This is a genomic window from Paenibacillus ginsengarvi (assembly GCF_003626695.1).
GTDB lineage: Bacteria > Bacillota > Bacilli > Paenibacillales > NBRC-103111 > Paenibacillus_AB > Paenibacillus_AB ginsengarvi.
Genome location: NZ_RBAH01000004.1, coordinates 185,832 through 202,401, shown reverse-complemented (window position 1 = coordinate 202,401; position 16,570 = coordinate 185,832). Strand labels below are relative to the sequence as shown.

The 16,570-nt window shown below is 58.4% G+C and carries 12 protein-coding genes; 10 read left to right on the top strand and 2 right to left on the bottom strand.

Annotated features, from left to right (window positions below; translation table 11 throughout):
• Positions 1-205: 205 nt before the first annotated feature.
• From D7M11_RS07615 to D7M11_RS36125, 8 genes are all read left to right on the top strand, one after another.
• Positions 206-1,999, top strand: a complete 1,794-nt coding sequence (locus tag D7M11_RS07615) for a cache domain-containing sensor histidine kinase (RefSeq protein WP_120746570.1) — start codon at positions 206-208, stop codon at positions 1,997-1,999.
• Positions 1,971-3,476: a response regulator gene (locus D7M11_RS07610; RefSeq protein ID WP_120746569.1), complete on the top strand. Its 1,506-nt coding sequence runs from the start codon at positions 1,971-1,973 to the stop codon at positions 3,474-3,476. The genes D7M11_RS07615 and D7M11_RS07610 overlap by 29 nt, the downstream gene beginning before the upstream one ends.
• Positions 3,477-3,594: 118 nt before the next feature.
• Positions 3,595-5,541 (top strand): FAD-dependent oxidoreductase, encoded by a 1,947-nt coding sequence (locus D7M11_RS07605; RefSeq protein ID WP_120746568.1) that lies wholly within the window; start codon positions 3,595-3,597, stop codon positions 5,539-5,541.
• A 36-nt stretch (positions 5,542-5,577) separates the two neighbouring features.
• The gene (locus tag D7M11_RS07600; protein ID WP_420817820.1) at positions 5,578-6,543 is read left to right on the top strand and encodes an ABC transporter permease; all 966 of its coding nucleotides are present in this window, start codon (positions 5,578-5,580) and stop codon (positions 6,541-6,543) included.
• Positions 6,537-7,397: a carbohydrate ABC transporter permease gene (locus tag D7M11_RS07595; RefSeq protein ID WP_120746567.1), complete on the top strand. Its 861-nt coding sequence runs from the start codon at positions 6,537-6,539 to the stop codon at positions 7,395-7,397. The genes D7M11_RS07600 and D7M11_RS07595 overlap by 7 nt, the downstream gene beginning before the upstream one ends.
• A 74-nt stretch (positions 7,398-7,471) precedes the next feature.
• Positions 7,472-9,022 carry an extracellular solute-binding protein gene (locus D7M11_RS07590; RefSeq protein WP_120746566.1) on the top strand — a complete coding sequence of 517 codons (1,551 nt, stop codon included), beginning with the start codon at positions 7,472-7,474 and terminating at the stop codon, positions 9,020-9,022.
• Positions 9,023-9,173: 151 nt separating this feature from the next.
• A complete protein-coding gene (locus tag D7M11_RS07585; protein ID WP_120746565.1) occupies positions 9,174-9,356 on the top strand; it encodes a hypothetical protein in 183 nt (60 codons plus the stop codon).
• A 49-nt stretch (positions 9,357-9,405) separates the two neighbouring features.
• Positions 9,406-9,588, top strand: a complete 183-nt coding sequence (locus tag D7M11_RS36125; protein WP_147433406.1) for a hypothetical protein — start codon at positions 9,406-9,408, stop codon at positions 9,586-9,588.
• Between the two features lie 166 nt (positions 9,589-9,754).
• On the opposite strand, the gene D7M11_RS07580 is transcribed toward D7M11_RS36125, so the two are convergent.
• Positions 9,755-10,423, bottom strand: coding sequence for a DNA-binding response regulator (locus D7M11_RS07580; RefSeq protein ID WP_120746564.1), 669 nt, complete (start codon positions 10,421-10,423; stop codon positions 9,755-9,757).
• A gap of 584 nt (positions 10,424-11,007) precedes the next feature.
• Entirely contained in the window at positions 11,008-12,411 is a 1,404-nt protein-coding gene (locus D7M11_RS07575) for an NAD-dependent malic enzyme (RefSeq protein ID WP_120746563.1), read from the bottom strand.
• Positions 12,412-13,141: 730 nt separating this feature from the next.
• Between D7M11_RS07575 and D7M11_RS07570 the strand changes: the two genes are divergently transcribed.
• Both D7M11_RS07570 and D7M11_RS07565 read left to right on the top strand, forming a co-directional pair.
• Positions 13,142-14,572: an aldehyde dehydrogenase family protein gene (locus tag D7M11_RS07570; protein ID WP_120746562.1), complete on the top strand. Its 1,431-nt coding sequence runs from the start codon at positions 13,142-13,144 to the stop codon at positions 14,570-14,572.
• A 140-nt stretch (positions 14,573-14,712) separates the two neighbouring features.
• Positions 14,713-16,545, top strand: coding sequence for a hypothetical protein (locus tag D7M11_RS07565; RefSeq protein ID WP_120746561.1), 1,833 nt, complete (start codon positions 14,713-14,715; stop codon positions 16,543-16,545).
• The last annotated feature ends 25 nt before the right edge of the window (positions 16,546-16,570 follow it).

Genomic DNA, 16,570 nt, shown 5'->3' with positions numbered 1-16,570 from the left:
CTAAAACAAGGTTTGATGGTAGAATGGCTGTACGATTAAGGGGCTGTCGAACCGGGGCTGCCGCTGAAACGGGCAGTCGCCGGCGCATCCCGCCGCATTAGGAACGCTAAGGCGAAGATCGCAATTTTCGGTATAACTCGCTGAGGTTACGCTATATAATAGAGTTTATTTTGCCGGCAACGATTGGCACAAGGGAGGTCGCCCCATGACAGACAAACCCCACTTCTTCGCGTTCTCATCGCTCAAAAACCGGCTGTTTCTCGTGTTCGTGCTGCTCATTCTGCTGCCGTATTCGATCCTTCAGTATTATAGCGTCGGGCAGATCGAAGAATCGTTCACCGACCAGATCGTGCATCAAAATTCGGAGCAGCTAGGGCAACTGAAGCTGATTTTTGAAGATATGCGGGGGATGGCGTTCCGCGTCGCGGTCCGGCTCGAGAAAGATCCGGTCATCGCCGGCATCCTGAACGGGACGACGACGCTAACGGAAACGGAGCGGCGCAAGCAGATGGACGACTTGTGGAACGGCATCAAAAGCAATGCGCTGCCTTCGCCGTTCGTTTATTATTCGCTGCTCGACAGGAACGGACGGCAATACGCCTCCTATGTCCCTAACAAACCGCTCACTTATGATACGCTGATGGAACGCCCGGAGCTTCGCGTCTTGAAGGAGGGCGTAGAAGCCTATGTCTGGACCGAGCAGGAACAGTCCGATCTGCGGGCCGAGGACAGCAAAAGCGAGCGGCTCATTACGCTTTACTCCGCCTTTCGCGACAGCGGGGGGCAGCAGATCGGGCTCATCCGCATCGGCATCGATTTTCAGGCATGGCTCGCTTCGATGGCGAGAAACTTTCCGATTACGCAGGACTTTTTCATGCTGGGAGGACAAGGCAAGGTGCTCGGGGGAACCGGGGACCTGACGGATAAGGCGCTTCTCGGATTTCTGCGCGACGCGAGCGGTTATGCGGACAGCTACCACCGGATCGACGGCGCCTATTTGTATAATACGATGCCGATTCCCGCAATGGGGTGGACGCTGGCGAGCCGGTTTCCGCTGCAGCTTTTCTTCGGCGACATTGCGGGGGTGAAGCAGCGCGTCTTTACGACCTTCCTGCTATTTACGCTGCTGTTCGTCATCATTACGTTTTTCATTTTGTCCACGCTCACCCGTCCGCTGCGGCTGCTGCAGAAAAAAATGGCGGAGGCGGCGGACAAGCAGCTCATGACGCATCTGCATACCGGCAAATACAAAGGCGAGGTGCTCGCGCTGGCGCGAACGTTCAACGAGATGGTCAGTGACCTGCAAGCGCTCATGCGCCGCTTGAAGACGGAGGAGCGGCAGAAGGAGGCGGTCCGCTTCCAAGTGCTGCTGTCGCAGATGAATCCGCATTTTCTGCTCAATACGCTGAATGTGGTGAAATGGAACGTGATGGCCAAAGGAGACGAGCAGACGGCGGACATCTGCGTAGCGCTTGGCAAGCTGCTGGAAACGAGTCTGAACGAGGAAGCGGATCTGATTCATTTGCAGGAGGAGCGCGAGCTGACGGAGGCCTACGTGTCGATCCAATCGTTCCGCTACGATCAAATGTTCGAGATACGATGGGAGTGCGACGAAAGGCTGGACTACGCGCTAGTACCGAAGCTGAGCTTGCAGCCTCTTGTCGAAAATGCGATCTTTCATGGCCTCGCACAAAAGGAGCGAAAGGGCGTCATTTGGATTCGCGCCTATAAGGCCGATAACCGCTGCTACCTCGAGGTGGAGGATAACGGAGTCGGCTGGAATCCCACAGCTTCGCAAAACGCCGCCCGCAAGCGGAAAGGCATCGGGCTCAAAAACATCAAGGAGCGTCTCGAGCTGCTGTTCAAGCAGGAGGCCGCGCTGGATATACTGCCGCAGCCGGAAGGAACGAAGGTGCGGCTCGGATTTCCGCTGCTTATCTCGACGCCGTATTCCGAAGGAGGGGATCGCGATGTGGAAAGTACTGCTCGTGGAAGATGAAAGCTTCGTCCGGCGGACGCTCAGGCAATTGATTCGCTGGGAGGAGATGGGCTTTACGATCGCGGGCGAGGCCGGCGACGGCCGGGAGGCGCTGGCGATGATGAAGTCCGATCCGCCGGATCTTGTCATTGCCGACATCATCATGCCGGCGATGGACGGCATCGAGCTGCTGAAGCGCTCGCGCGAGGAGGGACTGGAAAGCGCGTTCGTCATGCTCACCTGCATGAATGAGTTCGAATATGCGCGGCAGGCGCTGGAATTCGGCGCGTCGGGTTATTTGCTCAAGCTGTCGATGAACGTGAAGTCGCTCGGCGAGGCGCTGGCGAAAGTGGACCGCGAGCTGACGCGGACGATGCAGATAAGATCGCAGGCCGATTCCCAGAAGTTTCAGCGGTTGTACAGACATTACTGGCGCTCGATCTACGGTGGGGAGGCAGGGGGAACGGAAGAGGCGGGCGAACTGGCCGCAGAGGAAAGCTTGCCGTACGCTTCGATATGGATCGCTTCGTTTCTGCACGGCAGCGCCCGGTTTACGCTGGACGATTTCCGGCAGCTCGGGCTTGCCTGTGCGGGCAGCCGGACGGTGATGCATACGTATGCGCATCTCGGCCAGACAACGGTATTCGTCTGGAATCCGGCCTCGGCAGAGTTTCGTCAGACGGCGAAGGGAGAAGGCTTGCCGTGGCCGGCCGCGTTCTCGGAAGTTGTGGCGGCGAACCGGGCGAAGGAAGCGTGGCGCGAAGTGCTGCGGGCTTTGGACGGCAGCTGGTACGGGGGGCGGGCCGGAAGCGGAAGCGCATTCGCCGGCGACCGGAGCCGGGAAGACGAGCCGTACCCCGAGGTCGGCTGGAAAACCGAGCGGGAATGGATTCAAAGCTTCGAGCGGCGGAATATCGATGAATTCCGCGAGCGTCTGCGGGACGGCTGGGCGGACATGGAACGGCGCCGGCTGCCTATGGCGATCGTCAAGGAAACGGCGGTCCGGCTCGACCGGATTTTGGCCCGCATCGCGGGCTGCGCCGGGCAGGCGGAGGAGGAGCTGGGCGCAAGCGTTACCCACAGCGAGCTGGGCGAACGGCTGCTGGAGCGAGCCCGGCAGTATGCGTTGCGGTGGTCGTCCGGGGTGCAGCCGGTTACGGGCCATCCCGAGATCGACAAGGCGCTTGCGTTTATCCACCGGCATTCGCACGAGGATGTGACGCTGAAAGGAATTGCGTCGCTGGTTGCGATGGACGAGGCTTATTTCAGCGGACTGTTCAAGAAAAAGACGGGCGTAACGCTCATCCATTACGTGCAGCAGGTGCGCGTAGGCCATGCCAAGAAGCTGCTCGACGAGACGAGCTTACCGGTCGCCGAAGTCGGGGAACGGGTAGGCTTTCCGAACACGAACTATTTCATCAAAATTTTCAAGCGCTGGACGGAACGCACGCCGAACGAATACAGGCTGCTGGAAGGAGCCGAAGGCGAACCAACATAAATTTGTTCTATTACAAAACTAAAAATGTTCCTTATACCCGCTTCGCCCGGATGGTATCGTTAATACAGGAAGCGCGACAAGCGCAGAACATGCCGATACGGGCGGAAAGGGGCAGAGGATGACGATACACACCTACGAAGTAGCCGTCTACGGAGCGACGCCCGGAGGGATTGGAGCCGCGATCGCCGCATCGAGACGCGGCCGGCGGACCGTGCTGCTTGAGCCTTCGGGTCATATCGGCGGCCTGATGACGAGCGGTCTCGGCCGGACCGACATTATGTCTCTCGATTCGGCGGGATCGGTTTACCGCGAATTTGCGGCCAAGGTGGTCCGGCATTACAGCGAAACGTACGGGGCCGATTCCGATCAGGTCCGGGACTGCAACGGCGGACTATGGTTCGAGCCATCCGTGGCGGCGAGGATCCTGAAGGAAATGATGGAAGCCGAAGCGGGTTTGGATGTATATACGCGCTGCGAACTGGTCCGGGCTGATGTAGCGGACGAGGGGCTGCGGGAAATAGGGCTTGTCGACAAACTGAAAGAAAACGCTTTCAATATTCAGGCTGACGTTTTTATCGATGCTACCTATGAAGGGGATTTGGCAGCCGCCGCCGGAGTGCCCTACGATCTCGGGCGGGAATCGCGGGACGTGTGGAACGAGGAATATGCCGGGAAGCTGTACATGAACTTCGATGCTTCGAAGGAGGTATTCCCCGGCAGCACCGGCGAAGGGGACGACCGGATTCAGGCGTACAATTTCCGGCTGTGCCTGACGCAAAACCCGGACAACCGCATCCCGTTTGCGAAGCCCGAAGCGTACAGCCGCGAGCCGTATGCCAGCCTCGCCGAGGACGCGGCAGCCGGACGGATCGCTTCGATCCGGGACGTGATGAACATGCTTCCGGTGCCGAACGGCAAGACGGACTGCAACAACCACCATTACTGCATGTGCTCGACCGACTTCCCGGAGGAGAACGGGGATTATCCCGAAGGCGGCAGCGAAACGCGAGAAGCGATCATTCGCCGCCATCGCGAGTATATCCAGGGACTGCTCTGGTTTCTGCAAAACGACGAGGCGCTGCCGGAGCCGTTCCGCCGCGAGGCCGGAAAGTGGGGGTACGCCGCCGATGAGTTCGGGGAATACGGCCACTTCCCGCCGCAAATTTATGTGCGCGAGGCGCGCCGCATCCGGGGCGAATACACGTTTACGGAAAATGACGCCAGGCTCGCCCCCGGGCTGGACGGGGCGCCGATGCAGTTCGACAGCGTAGCCGTCGGGCATTACCCGATCGACTCCCATGCAACGAGCAAACGGGAGCCGGCGGGGCGGCATAAGGCGCTGGAAGGTTTTCTCGGCCTCGGCTGGATCACGGAAGTATACCAGATTCCGTACGGGGTCATCGTGCCCCAGCGCGTGGACGGGCTGCTTGTCCCGGTCGCCGTATCCGCTTCGCATATGGGCTTCGGCACGATCCGCATGGAGCCATGCTGGATGCAGCTCGGCTTCGCCGCAGGCGTAGCCGCCGATCTGAGCATCGCCGCAAGCGTTCCGCTTCGCAACCTGTCCGTCGACCGGCTGCAGGACGCGCTGCTCGCCGAAGGGCAGCTCCTTTGCCCGCTCGGTGAAGCGGAGCTGCGCAGCACGGCAGCGGCAGCGGCGCAATATTTCGGCTCGAAAGGTTTCTTCGCCGGCGGGCCGGCCCGCCTGGACGAGCCGCTCGCGGCCGCCGACGCCTCCCGCTGGATCGCCGCCGCGCGATCGCTTGAGGGCGGCCGGGCGCTGCCGGCGCTGCCCGCGACCGACCGGCTGCTGCCGGCCGGCGCCGATATGGGCCCGCGGCTGCCGAAGCGGGAGCCGTCGCCGCGCGAGCGGTGGGCTGAGCGGCCGATGTTGGCGCCGGAGATGGCGCGGCGTTGGCTGGCGGCAGCGTCCCGGGCGCTTGCGCTTGCGGCGGAGCCGTCCGAGGCGGCGTTTGCTTCCGGGACAGGGACAGCGGTTACCCGCGGCGAGTTTGCGGCACAGCTGTACGCGCTGCTGCGGAGCAAGCGGGAGCAGGGGCGATGACGGTTTTTGCGTCCGATGCGAAAGGAGGGAATCACCATGCATCCAGACACCATGAAAGCGGACCGGACGCTTTCGCGACCCGCCGATAGCCGGCTGCGGAAAGGACTCAAAGCCGTATGGGCTTACAAAGAGTTTTACCTCATGCTGCTGCCGGGCGTGCTGTATTACTTGATTTACAAATACGTGCCGATGTACGGGGTCGTGATCGCCTTTAAAGATTACGATATGATGGCCGGCATTTTGAGCTCTCCGTGGGCCGACCCGTGGTACAAATATTTTCAGCAATTTTACGAATCGCCGTATTTTTCGCAGCTGCTCACGAATACGTTTCTGATCAGCGTTTACAAGCTCGTCTTCGGCATGGTGCCGCCGATTATTCTGGCCATCCTGCTGAACGAATGCCGCGTGAAATGGTTCAAGTCGCTGATCCAGACGCTCAGCTATATGCCTCACTTCTTGTCTTGGGTCATCATTTACGGCATACTGCTCATGTTTCTGTCCCAGGATTCCGGCATCGTCAACCGCTGGCTCGTGGACGCGGGCTTCAAGTCGATCCCGTTCCTCACCTCGACCGAATCGTTCCGTTCGGTGCTGGTCGGCTCGGATATATGGCAAAATCTCGGCTGGAGCGCGATCATTTATTTGGCCGCCATCGCCGGGATCGATCCGACGCTGTACGAAGCGGGCAAGGTGGACGGAGCAAGCCGGCTGAAAATGGTGTGGCATATTACGCTGCCCGGCATCCGCCACGTTATTATCCTGCTGCTTATTTTGCGGCTCGGCCATATGCTCGACGCCGGCTTTGAGCAAATCTACATTTTGTATAACGTGCATGTGTATCCGGTGGCCGACATTCTCGACACCTGGGTGTTCCGCACAGGGCTCGAGCAGTGGAACTACAGTCTCGCTTCCGCCGTCGGCCTGTTTAAATCGGGAATCGGGCTGATCCTAGTATACCTCTCGAACCGGATCGCCAAACGATGGGGGGAGAGCATATGGTGAGAAACTCGGGAGACAAACTGTTCGGCACGTTCAGCTACGTCGTGCTGGCGATCGTCGGCTTGGCCGCGGTCGTCCCGCTTCTGTATGTGTTCTCGGTATCGCTGACCCCGTTCGCAGAGGTGCTACGGCACGGCGGTTACGTGCTCATTCCGAAGGAGCTGACGTTCAGCGCTTACAAGAAGCTGCTTGGCACATCCGCGATCCCGCGCTCGCTTGCCGTCACGGTTTATATTACGGTGATCGGCACCGCGATCAATCTCGCGCTGACCGCCTTGATCGCGTATCCGCTCAGCAGGCGGCAGCTGCCGGGAAGACGATATTTTCTGCTTATGGTCGTGTTCACGCTGCTGTTCAGCGGCGGCATCATCCCGACATATCTGGTCGTTAAGGCGACGGGCCTGATCGACAGCTTGTGGTCGCTCATCCTGCCTACCGCCGTGTCCAGCTTCAACGTGCTTATCATGAAAAGCTTTTTCGAGCAATTGCCCGAGGAGCTGTTCGAATCGGCCCGCATCGACGGGGCGAAGGAATTCCGCATCCTGTTTCGGATCGTCGTTCCGCTGTCGCTGCCGGTCATGGTTACGGTCGGCCTGTTCTATGCAGTCGGCCACTGGAACTCGTTCTTCAGCGCCATTATGTACGTCACCGACCGGACGCTGTATCCGCTTCAGGTTGTCGTCCGCGAAATCCTCATGCTGTCCCAGCAGCCGCTCGAAAACGCGGAGGATCAGGTGCCGACCGTAACGATGCAGATGGCGGCAGTCGTTTTTGCCAGCTTGCCGGTGCTGATCGTATATCCGTTTTTGCAGAAGCATTTCACGAAAGGGATGCTGCTCGGCTCGATTAAAGGCTGAGCGCCCGGATGGTTGTCGTCCGGTTCTCCAATGGTTCTTTTAGTCCGATTCCAACAGAAAGAAGGGGCAAACGTATGAACGAGAAAAACGGGAAACAGATGTGGGGTCCGCTCGGACTTACGGCGATGCTGCTCGCAGGCAGCGTATTGGCGGGCTGCGGCGCGGGAAGCGGCAAAGAGGGAGACGCATCCGGCAGCGGAGGGGCCAAGCCGGCCGAAAATGCCGCGCCGGTCAAAATCCAGATGGCGATGGCCGCCTCGGGCTTGCCGGCGCCGGACGCGGACGATATCAAAAAAACGATCGACAAGAAGCTGAACGTCGATCTGCAGTTAACGACGATCGCCTCGGGCGACGATTACAAAAACCAGATCCGGGTGCGCATTTCCGGCGGCAATTACCCGGACCTGTTCTCGGTCGACTTTGCCGATGTGAAGGAGTTTTCCGACAAGGGGCTGCTGCTCGATCTGACGCCTTACATGGACAAAGAGCTGAAACCGACGAAAGACTTCGTCGTCGGCCTGACGCCGAACATTCTCAAGAAGGTGACGGTAAACGGCAAAATGTACGCGATTCCCCGCACCGCCGACGTTCCGTTCTCCTCAATGTGGGTGCGCAAGGACTGGCTCGACAAGCTGGGGCTGAAGGCGCCGACCACCCTCGACGAGTTTATGACGGTCGCCAAGGCGTTTACCGAGCAGGACCCGGATGGCAACGGCAAGAAGGATACGTACGGCATTACGGGCGCCAAGCTTGATGGCTTCGCCACCATTTTCGGAGCGTATGGCGTCGGTCAGCCCGGCGCGTTTTACCAGAAGGACGGCAAGGTTATGAACGCATACTATGACCCGGGTATGCCGGAGGCGCTGAAATATATCAAATCGCTGTTCGACGCGGGCGTCGTCGATCCCGAGATTATGACGAACAAGGGCAACGTCGAGGTGCAGAAGGCGTTCCAGGGCAAAGCCGGCCTCATCTTCAAAGGCTGGACGGACATCGCCAAGGACGAGTTTGTGGCGCAGTACAAAGCGATCAACCCGAACGCGAATTGGGTGCAGCTGAACCCGGTGAAAGGTCCGGGCGGGCAATTCGAAGGCTCTTACGATTACGACCGGCCGTCCCGTTACTGGGTCATTCCGAAGGCGCTCGAGAAAGACAAGGCGAAGCTGCAAAAAGTGTTCGATGTACTCAACTACGTATCCGGCAAGGAAGGCAATACGCTCGTCATGTACGGTCTCGAAGGCAAGCATTACAACATGAAGGACGGCAAGCTCGTGCCGACCGACTTAATGGCGAAGGAAGGCAACTACTTCAACCTGTATCAATTTACGGGCCGCCCGAACAAGGACTATTTGGCGATCAAATTCCCGAATCAGGCCGCTCAAACCGACTTTGCGATCAAAACGCCGCGCATATCTTCGTTCGACAGCTCGGTCATTCCGCCGAGCGGCTTCAATAAAGCCGACGCCGACCGGTTCGCCGAGGAGGAAATGATCAAGTTCGTCACGGGCAAGCGGTCGATCTCCGAATACGCCGACTTCCTGAAGACGCTGGAAACGACGTTTAAGTACAAGACGTACGTCGACGAAGCGGCGAAACAGATCAAGGAGCAGGGCTTCGTGAAGTAAAGGCTTGGTGGATCGTTTGGCAGATAGGGCCGTTCGCGAATACGTTCGCGCACGGTCCTTTTGCCGATTTGTGCATTCATGCCGAATGTCCAAGCACCTTCGCCTTCTGCGCATATACTGGCAGTATCAACGGGGGAGGAGGTGGAGCGCGATGGAGAAACTCCTCACTTATGCAGGCGGGGTTCTGGCCGGTTATACGCTTGCGGCGATGCCGGTACAGGATACGTTTATTTCCAGCGTGGAGCCGGTGCTGGACGGTATCGGCATTCTCTCCATGATTCTGTTCTCGGGCATGCTGATTTATAAAGGCATCAAATCTCTCGCCGGCAAATAAGCGCACCACTTGCGTATGTATATTCAAAGGACCGCGGACCGCACGAATAATGCACGCGGTTCTTTTTTTGCTGCTAGGGTTGTCGCTCCAGCCGCCGCGAGAGTTGATCTGCCAAGTGCGAGTGACGAATCCGCTGACGCTGTTTGGCCGAGGCTGTGCCGGGATGCGGGGCGGGCGAGCGGAAGCGAAAGTTCCGCTATGGCTCGAGGTGCGCCGTCCTGTGCGGCGATAGAGGAAACAAAAGTTCCGTTATGACCGTTAATCACCCGTGTGGAACGGGGGATTCGGGCCCATAACGGAAGCAGCGCTTCCTCTATGCAGGCCTAGGCGGCTTGCGAATCGGCGATTGCGGAACTCGCGGTTCCGTTATGTTCCTGCGCAGGTGCCGGATTCGCAGACTATAGAAACAACTGGCGTCCGTTCGGATTGATCACGTAGGCGCGAATTCTTCGCTCCCCCGACGCCGGAAGCAGCACGCTGGCGGAGACAAGCCGCTGCAGCAGCGTTCTGGCATGACGTGTGCTGATGCCGAGCCGCTCGCCAGCCTCCTTCGGCGTGACGGGCGCAAGCTTGCGCAAAGCGATCTCCGCCAGGCGGCGCTCCGTCCGGGACAAAGCATCGTTTGCCGTCGTATCGGCGCCGCACCAAAGCCCCATCCATTGATGAATCGTTTGCTGACAGCGACGCGGTTTCTGCTCGACATCGTCGTAAGCAAAACGGATGATGCGCCAGCCGTCGATTTCCAGATCGTTTTGCCGCCACAACTGGTCTGCGAACTGGGTGCGCGATACGTCGCGAAGATGAGGGCCGTATCCGTCTATTTCCATGCACACCCGCAGCGGCGGACGGATGTAGGCGAAGTCCAAATATCTCGTGCCGTCCTTGAAATCGGCCACTTCGTATTCGGGATGCAAGTAGTCGAAGCTGCCGACGGCCGGCCACCATACCCGTTCCAAAAAGGTCCGTTCGGCATGCCCGTGTCCTTCCGTTAGACGACGCAGCCTTTCGCCGCTGCGCGAATGCAGGTGCCGCTGCAAAAAACGTTCATAGTGCCTGTCAAAGCTCATCCATATCCCTCCGAGTTCAAAATAAAAAACCGCTTCGTCTCCGAATGATCGGCAAACGAGCGGCATGTGCTTCATGACCTGCTTAGGCGCATATGAATGTAGTGAAACATGTGGGCAATTTCCTAGATTAGTTTAAGTTTAGCGGAACGGCGGCGTTTGCGCAAGTAGCGTGCATGTTTGTTTCGTAGATCGCGGTAACAGAGTGAATAAAGGAAGTGGCAGAGCCCTTATTTCCTTATAAGCGGAAGCGAAAGTTCCTCTATGGCTCGCGGTACGCCGTCCTGTGAGGCGATAGAGGAAGCAAAAGTTCCGTTATGGTCGTCCCGACCGTGTTAAAACGCGGGCAAACGGGCCCATAACGGAACAAACGCTTCCGCTAAGCCCTCCGAATCGGTCGCGCAAGCGAAATAGCGGAACCTGAGGTTCCGCTATTTGTGCGAGCCGTGCCAGTGACGGGGCCAGCGGCCCTTGTCAGTCGGTGAGCGGCAGCTCAAGCTCCGCTATTTGCGCGAGCCGTGCCTCAGGCGCCGTGGCCGCAGCCTTGCAAGCCCTCGTCGTGCCCGCCTATACCGCACCCGCACCCGTTACCGGAAATCCGGCGGCGTACGGCGGGAAACGCCCGTCAGGATCGCGGTCTCCACCACGGCGCGGCGGACGCGGGCCACGACCTCTTCGTTGAAAATACCGGGAATGATATACTGCTCGCTGCGCTCGCCGTCGGAAATAACCGAAGCGATGGCGCGGGCGGCCGCCAGCTTCATCGGCTCGTTGATGCGGGTCGCGCGGCAATCGAGAGCGCCGCGGAAAATCCCCGGGAAAACGAGTACGTTGTTGATCTGGTTCGGGTAATCGCTGCGGCCCGTAGCAAAGACGCGCACATGCGGCAGCGCCTCCTCGGGGTCGATCTCCGGCGTCGGATTCGCCATCGCGAAGACGATATTGTTCGGCGCCATCTTCTGCATATCCTCGGCGTTCAGCAGCCCGCCCCGCGATACGCCGATGAAGACGTCAGCGCCCGCGATCATTTCCTTGAGCGTTCCCGGCTCGCTTTCCACCTGAGGCTGTTCCGCCAGCCAGTTCCACATCGGGTTCGAATACGTGCCGCCGCGTACGATCGCGCCGTCCCGATCGACCGGGACGAGACGTTTGACGCCTGCGGCGAGCAGCATTTTGCATATGGATACGCCCGCAGCGCCGATGCCGTTGACGACAACGCGAATATGCTCCATGCGTTTGCCGACAACCTTCAGCGCGTTAATAAGACCGGCGGTCACAACGACGGCCGTACCGTGCTGATCGTCGTGGAATACAGGGATGTCCAATTCGTCGGCGAGACGGGTTTCGATTTCAAAGCAGCGCGGGGAGCTGATGTCTTCCAGGTTGATGCCGCCGAATATCGGGCTGACCGCTTTGATCGTGCGAATGATTTCCTCCGTATCCTTCGTGTCGAGGCAGAGGGGGAAGGCGTCGACGTCGGCGAGCTGCTTGAACAGCATCGCTTTCCCCTCCATAACCGGAGCGGCGGCGTACGGGCCGATGTCGCCCAGACCGAGTACGGCGGTACCGTCGCTGATGACGGCAACCGTATTTCGCTTGATCGTCAGCGAGAAAGCTTTCTGCGGGTTTTCATGGATGGACGTACATACTTTGGCTACGCCGGGCGTGTACACGCGGGACAAATCGTCGCGGTTTTTGATCGGCAATTTCGGCTGGACCGACACTTTGCCGCCCAAATGGGCAAGGAACGTCCGGTCCGAAACGTTGATGACCTCTACGCCGGTCAGTGCGCGCAAGGACTCGACGACTTTTGCCTCCGCCGTATCGGATACGTCGATCGTAATATCGCGAACCGAACGGTCGCTGCCGGGACGAATGACGTCGATGGACGAAATGTCGCCTTTGGCCGCGATGATCGTCGATGCGACCTGACCGAAGTTTACTTCCGCATGATTCAGTTCGACACGCACAATAATACTGTTGTAAGCCATAGAATGAAGCTCCCTTCACGCAGAGTGAATTGCAAAATTCGCAGCCGGAAAAGCGCGCGTCCTAGCATTCGCGTTGTTGTTTCAAACAGGCTGCGGATCGTTTGTTAATCGAATGGATTCTGTGGCGCAGGAACGGAATGCTCCGAGTAAGTGGAGCTTTCGTATAGAGGATGCCGTCTTAGCGAATACGGAGATGTTCCGAATAGACGTCCAGATCGGCGATAGAGCACTCCGTATACGGCGAAAGCTTCCCGTCAACAAGCACCCTGTTCTCATCCGACTTGTTTCTTGTCCGAATTCCATACCCAATTATTTCTCCCCGGACAACCATACATGTATGCGCTGATCAGAATGAACCGACGAAAATGAATGCCGGATGTCCCTCCCAACATAGGAAGCTAAAAACGGATCTTTCCAAAAGGGCGCTTCATATGTAAGAATACACATTCCTTTCGAAGCCGACAACTGCCCTATTGTTACTATAAGCAGTTATTCGATTAATTTCGACAAAATTTGACGCAATCTTATTATTTCTCCTATGGCTTGACAACCCCTGAGCGAATGCATTACGGCTCTCATTCAGCACGTTCCTATCGGAATCCGTCCCTGCTCGGCGGCGCAACACTTTAACTTTTTACAGAAGAAATTCCCTGTCCGGAATACAATCGATTTTATTTTTGGAGCGGAGAAGCCTTATACTAATAGGAAAGGGGAAGGCAGGCGATAGGTTGTGAAAAGGCATTTCTATCTGGACGGCAAATGGAAGGAAGCGTCTAAGTATATGCCGCTGTACTCTCCTTACTCGGGTGAGCTGCTGGCGGAAGTGGCGGAAGCGGGGGAAGCGGAAACCGAGGAGGCGATTCGCTCTGCGCAGAAAGCGGCTGTCGTGATGGCGAATATGCCCGCCCACGAGCGGGCCGCCATTTTGGACAGGCTGATCGCAATCATGGAGCGCAGGCAGGACGAGCTTGTACGCATTTTGGCTCTGGAGGCGGCCAAGCCGATCAAAACCGCGCGCGGTGAAATCGCCCGCACGATTCAGACGTACAAGTTCGCCGCTATGGAAGCAAGACGCATTCACGGCGAAACGGTGCCGCTCGATGCCGCTCCCGGGGGAGAAGGGCGAATCGCCTTTACGATGCGCCGACCGCTCGGGGTCATCGGCGCGATCACCCCGTTCAATTTTCCGTTCAACCTCGTTGCTCACAAAGTCGGTCCGGCAATTGCCGCGGGCAATACCGTCGTGCTCAAGCCGGCCGGGCAGACGCCGTTGTCGGCCCTCGCGCTGGGCGAGCTGTTCGCCGAGGCCGGTTTGCCGGACGGGGCGCTTAATATTATACCGGGGCCGGGTAACGTTGTCGGGGAGAGGCTCGTCCGGGACGAGCGGGTCAAGGCGATTACGTTCACCGGTTCTCCGGCCGTCGGCATCGCGATGAAGAACAAAGCAGGACTGAAGCGGGTGACGCTCGAGCTAGGCTCCAATTCCGCACTCGTCATCGACCGGACGTGCGAGCTTACACTCGAGTTGATCCAGCGCTGCGTAACTGGCGCGTTTGCGTTCAGCGGCCAGGTGTGCATTTCGATTCAGCGCATCCTCGTCCACAACGATTTGTTTGCGGAGTTTGTGGAGAAATTCAAGGCTCAGACGGAGAAGCTGGTCATTGGCGATCCGCTCGATGAAGCAACCGACGTCTCGGCGCTCATCAGCGAGAAGGAAGTCCGGCGCATGGAAGATTGGGTGGCGAGCGCCTGCGCCAAAGGAGCGGAGATTGTTACGGGCGGAGAGGCGATTAGCTCGAGGCTGTACCCGCCAACGATACTGACCGGCGTGCCGACCGATGAGCCGGTGTCGTGCCAGGAGGTGTTCGGGCCTATCGTAACGGTTAGCTCGTTCGCCACCCTGGACGAAGCGATCCGTGAAGTGAACAGCTCCCGCTACGGCTTGCAGGCGGGCATCTATACAAACGACATTCATGCCGCGATGCAGGCGGCGATGGAAATGGACGTGGGCGGCGTTATGATTAACGACTTCCCGACGTTCCGCGTCGATAACATGCCGTACGGCGGTGTCAAGGAAAGCGGCTTCGGACGCGAAGGGATCAAATATGCGGTTGAGGAAATGACCGAGCTGAAGCTGATCGTGATCAAGCTGAAGAGCTGATGCCGCTGCTCCCGTTCGCCGCCAAAAAAGCCTGGACTCGGAGAAAACTCCGGTAGTCCGGGCTTTTTACCGCGCAACCGAATGCGCCGTGTTTCGTCTAAATTACATATATAGGTAACCCTTTGAAGGGGAGATGCGCAGTGGAGAAAAGAGCAGTGTCTATACTGGCGTACGGATTACTCCTGTTCCTGTTATCAGCTTGCGAAGAGCGAACGGATTTGAACGGAATGGATCAGCCTTCGACGAACAAGGAAAACGCCGCCGGAAGCGGGAAAACGACGAACCCCGGCACTTCTCCTCAGCCCAAGCCAAGCGATACGGCCCCGGTGCGGAACGAAGCTCGCCCTTCCGTTCGCGAACATCTGAAGCGCATTGCATTCAGCGAGGAAACCGAAAACGCTGCTCGGATGATTGAACAATGGCAAACGTCGGACAGCTCCTCTTTGCCCGCCAAGGTCGTACATCAATGGGAGCGCGTCACCATCCACTTGGAATGGAGCGATGCGGACGAAGCGGGCAGAAACGCGCTGCTGGATCAAATCACAATCGGAGATAAGAAGCCGGTTTTCGAGCGGGACAGAGCCGACTCGAACCAGTACCGGCTGCGGCTGGAGCAGCCGGTCGGCGCCTCCTTCGAGGTCAGGCTCGGCGATTTGCCGCCGATCCGGGTGGAACGAATGAAGTCTTTGAGCTTCAAGCCGGTGTCCGCAGCAGGGGAAGCCGTGGCGAATGTGCTCCATATTCCAGCGCGCGAGTACGGTTCCAGACTGTTTATTCCTGCCGAGGAAACAGGCATCGTGCTGCAATTTTCGGAGGTGATGGAGCCGCGTCTGCCGATTGCCGCCGAAGGCTCGCTCGTTCAAGCGGAATGGACGGACTCCACCCATCTTCTCCTGCGCTTCGATCAAGCTGCCCCTTCGGACGGGAGGACGTCCGAGCTGACGCTGCGTTTTGGCGATTTGCAGGCGGCAAGCGGGAACCGGCTTCAGGACGAGATGAGCGTGATCATCAGTCGTTTTCCGGCTCTGGCTTGGAAAGACAGTCTGACGGGACAGCAGGCGGTAAACGGATCTAGGGACCGTTACTACGATCGGCTGCTCCTTTCGCCCGACGGAACGAAATATGTTGGGGTTATCGGGCTAGGCGGAGCGATGGGAGACGGTGACGGCTGGAGTTATGCGTTCGTGCTGGAGCGTCCGGGGAAGGAACCGATCGTGCTGGAGCGTGTGTTCTACTCGACGATCGAGCCAGACGATACGCCGATCCGCTGGATCGACTCGAATACGCTGCTGTACGCTTCTTATTACGGCGTATATGCATACGACACGGAAGCTTTGACCAGACGGACGGTGCATGAGAACGATCCGGGCGAAACCCGCAATATCAATAACGCCGTCTGGGACCCCTACCGCCGTCAGCTGTATGTGCTGGCATACGGGGATAGAGACGAATCGGGCATGACCAATTTATATACGTACCGCGATACGAATGGTCCGCCGCAAGTCGATAGAGGGGTGTCCGAATCGGTGCTTGCCGCTAAATATTCCATGCTCGATTTGTCGATTTTTCCGGCCGAGGACGGCGTTTATTGGACCCGGACGCAAAGCGGCGTCCCCTATACCGAGTTTGTTCGCAGCGACGGTACCCGCTTCACCGTGAAAGGAATCGTGCGGGTCGTAACCGTTAAAGGAGCCTATGTGCAAATGTATGCCGCAGGCGGATACTACCTAACGCAAGAAGGCTGGTCGTTATGGCGTCCCGGCAGCTCCGAGAAGCCAGTGGCCTCTCCGCCCGGCTTCGGCATCGCGTTCCGCTCCGGCGACGAGCTTATGTATGAGGAGGACGGGCGATTCTACCGGTACGATCCGGAACAGGATGAATGGCCGTTATGGCGCGCGCCCGGCGGGGAAGAACAGGACGCTGTACCGAATCGGGGGCCGGATAAGCTGTATAAGGCGTTCGTATCTCGTTGATATGCAAAAAAGACCGCCAGCCCCA

Coding starts and splice junctions, on each gene's coding strand:
- D7M11_RS07610 (WP_120746569.1), top strand. CDS start 1,971: ATGTGGAAAGTACTGCTCGTGGAAGATGAAAGCTTCGTCCGGCGGACG.
- D7M11_RS07605 (WP_120746568.1), top strand. CDS start 3,595: ATGACGATACACACCTACGAAGTAGCCGTCTACGGAGCGACGCCCGGA.
- D7M11_RS36125 (WP_147433406.1), top strand. CDS start 9,406: ATGCACGCGGTTCTTTTTTTGCTGCTAGGGTTGTCGCTCCAGCCGCCG.
- D7M11_RS07600 (WP_420817820.1), top strand. CDS start 5,578: ATGCATCCAGACACCATGAAAGCGGACCGGACGCTTTCGCGACCCGCC.
- D7M11_RS07595 (WP_120746567.1), top strand. CDS start 6,537: ATGGTGAGAAACTCGGGAGACAAACTGTTCGGCACGTTCAGCTACGTC.
- D7M11_RS07615 (WP_120746570.1), top strand. CDS start 206: ATGACAGACAAACCCCACTTCTTCGCGTTCTCATCGCTCAAAAACCGG.
- D7M11_RS07580 (WP_120746564.1), bottom strand. CDS start 10,423: ATGAGCTTTGACAGGCACTATGAACGTTTTTTGCAGCGGCACCTGCAT.
- D7M11_RS07575 (WP_120746563.1), bottom strand. CDS start 12,411: ATGGCTTACAACAGTATTATTGTGCGTGTCGAACTGAATCATGCGGAA.
- D7M11_RS07590 (WP_120746566.1), top strand. CDS start 7,472: ATGAACGAGAAAAACGGGAAACAGATGTGGGGTCCGCTCGGACTTACG.
- D7M11_RS07585 (WP_120746565.1), top strand. CDS start 9,174: ATGGAGAAACTCCTCACTTATGCAGGCGGGGTTCTGGCCGGTTATACG.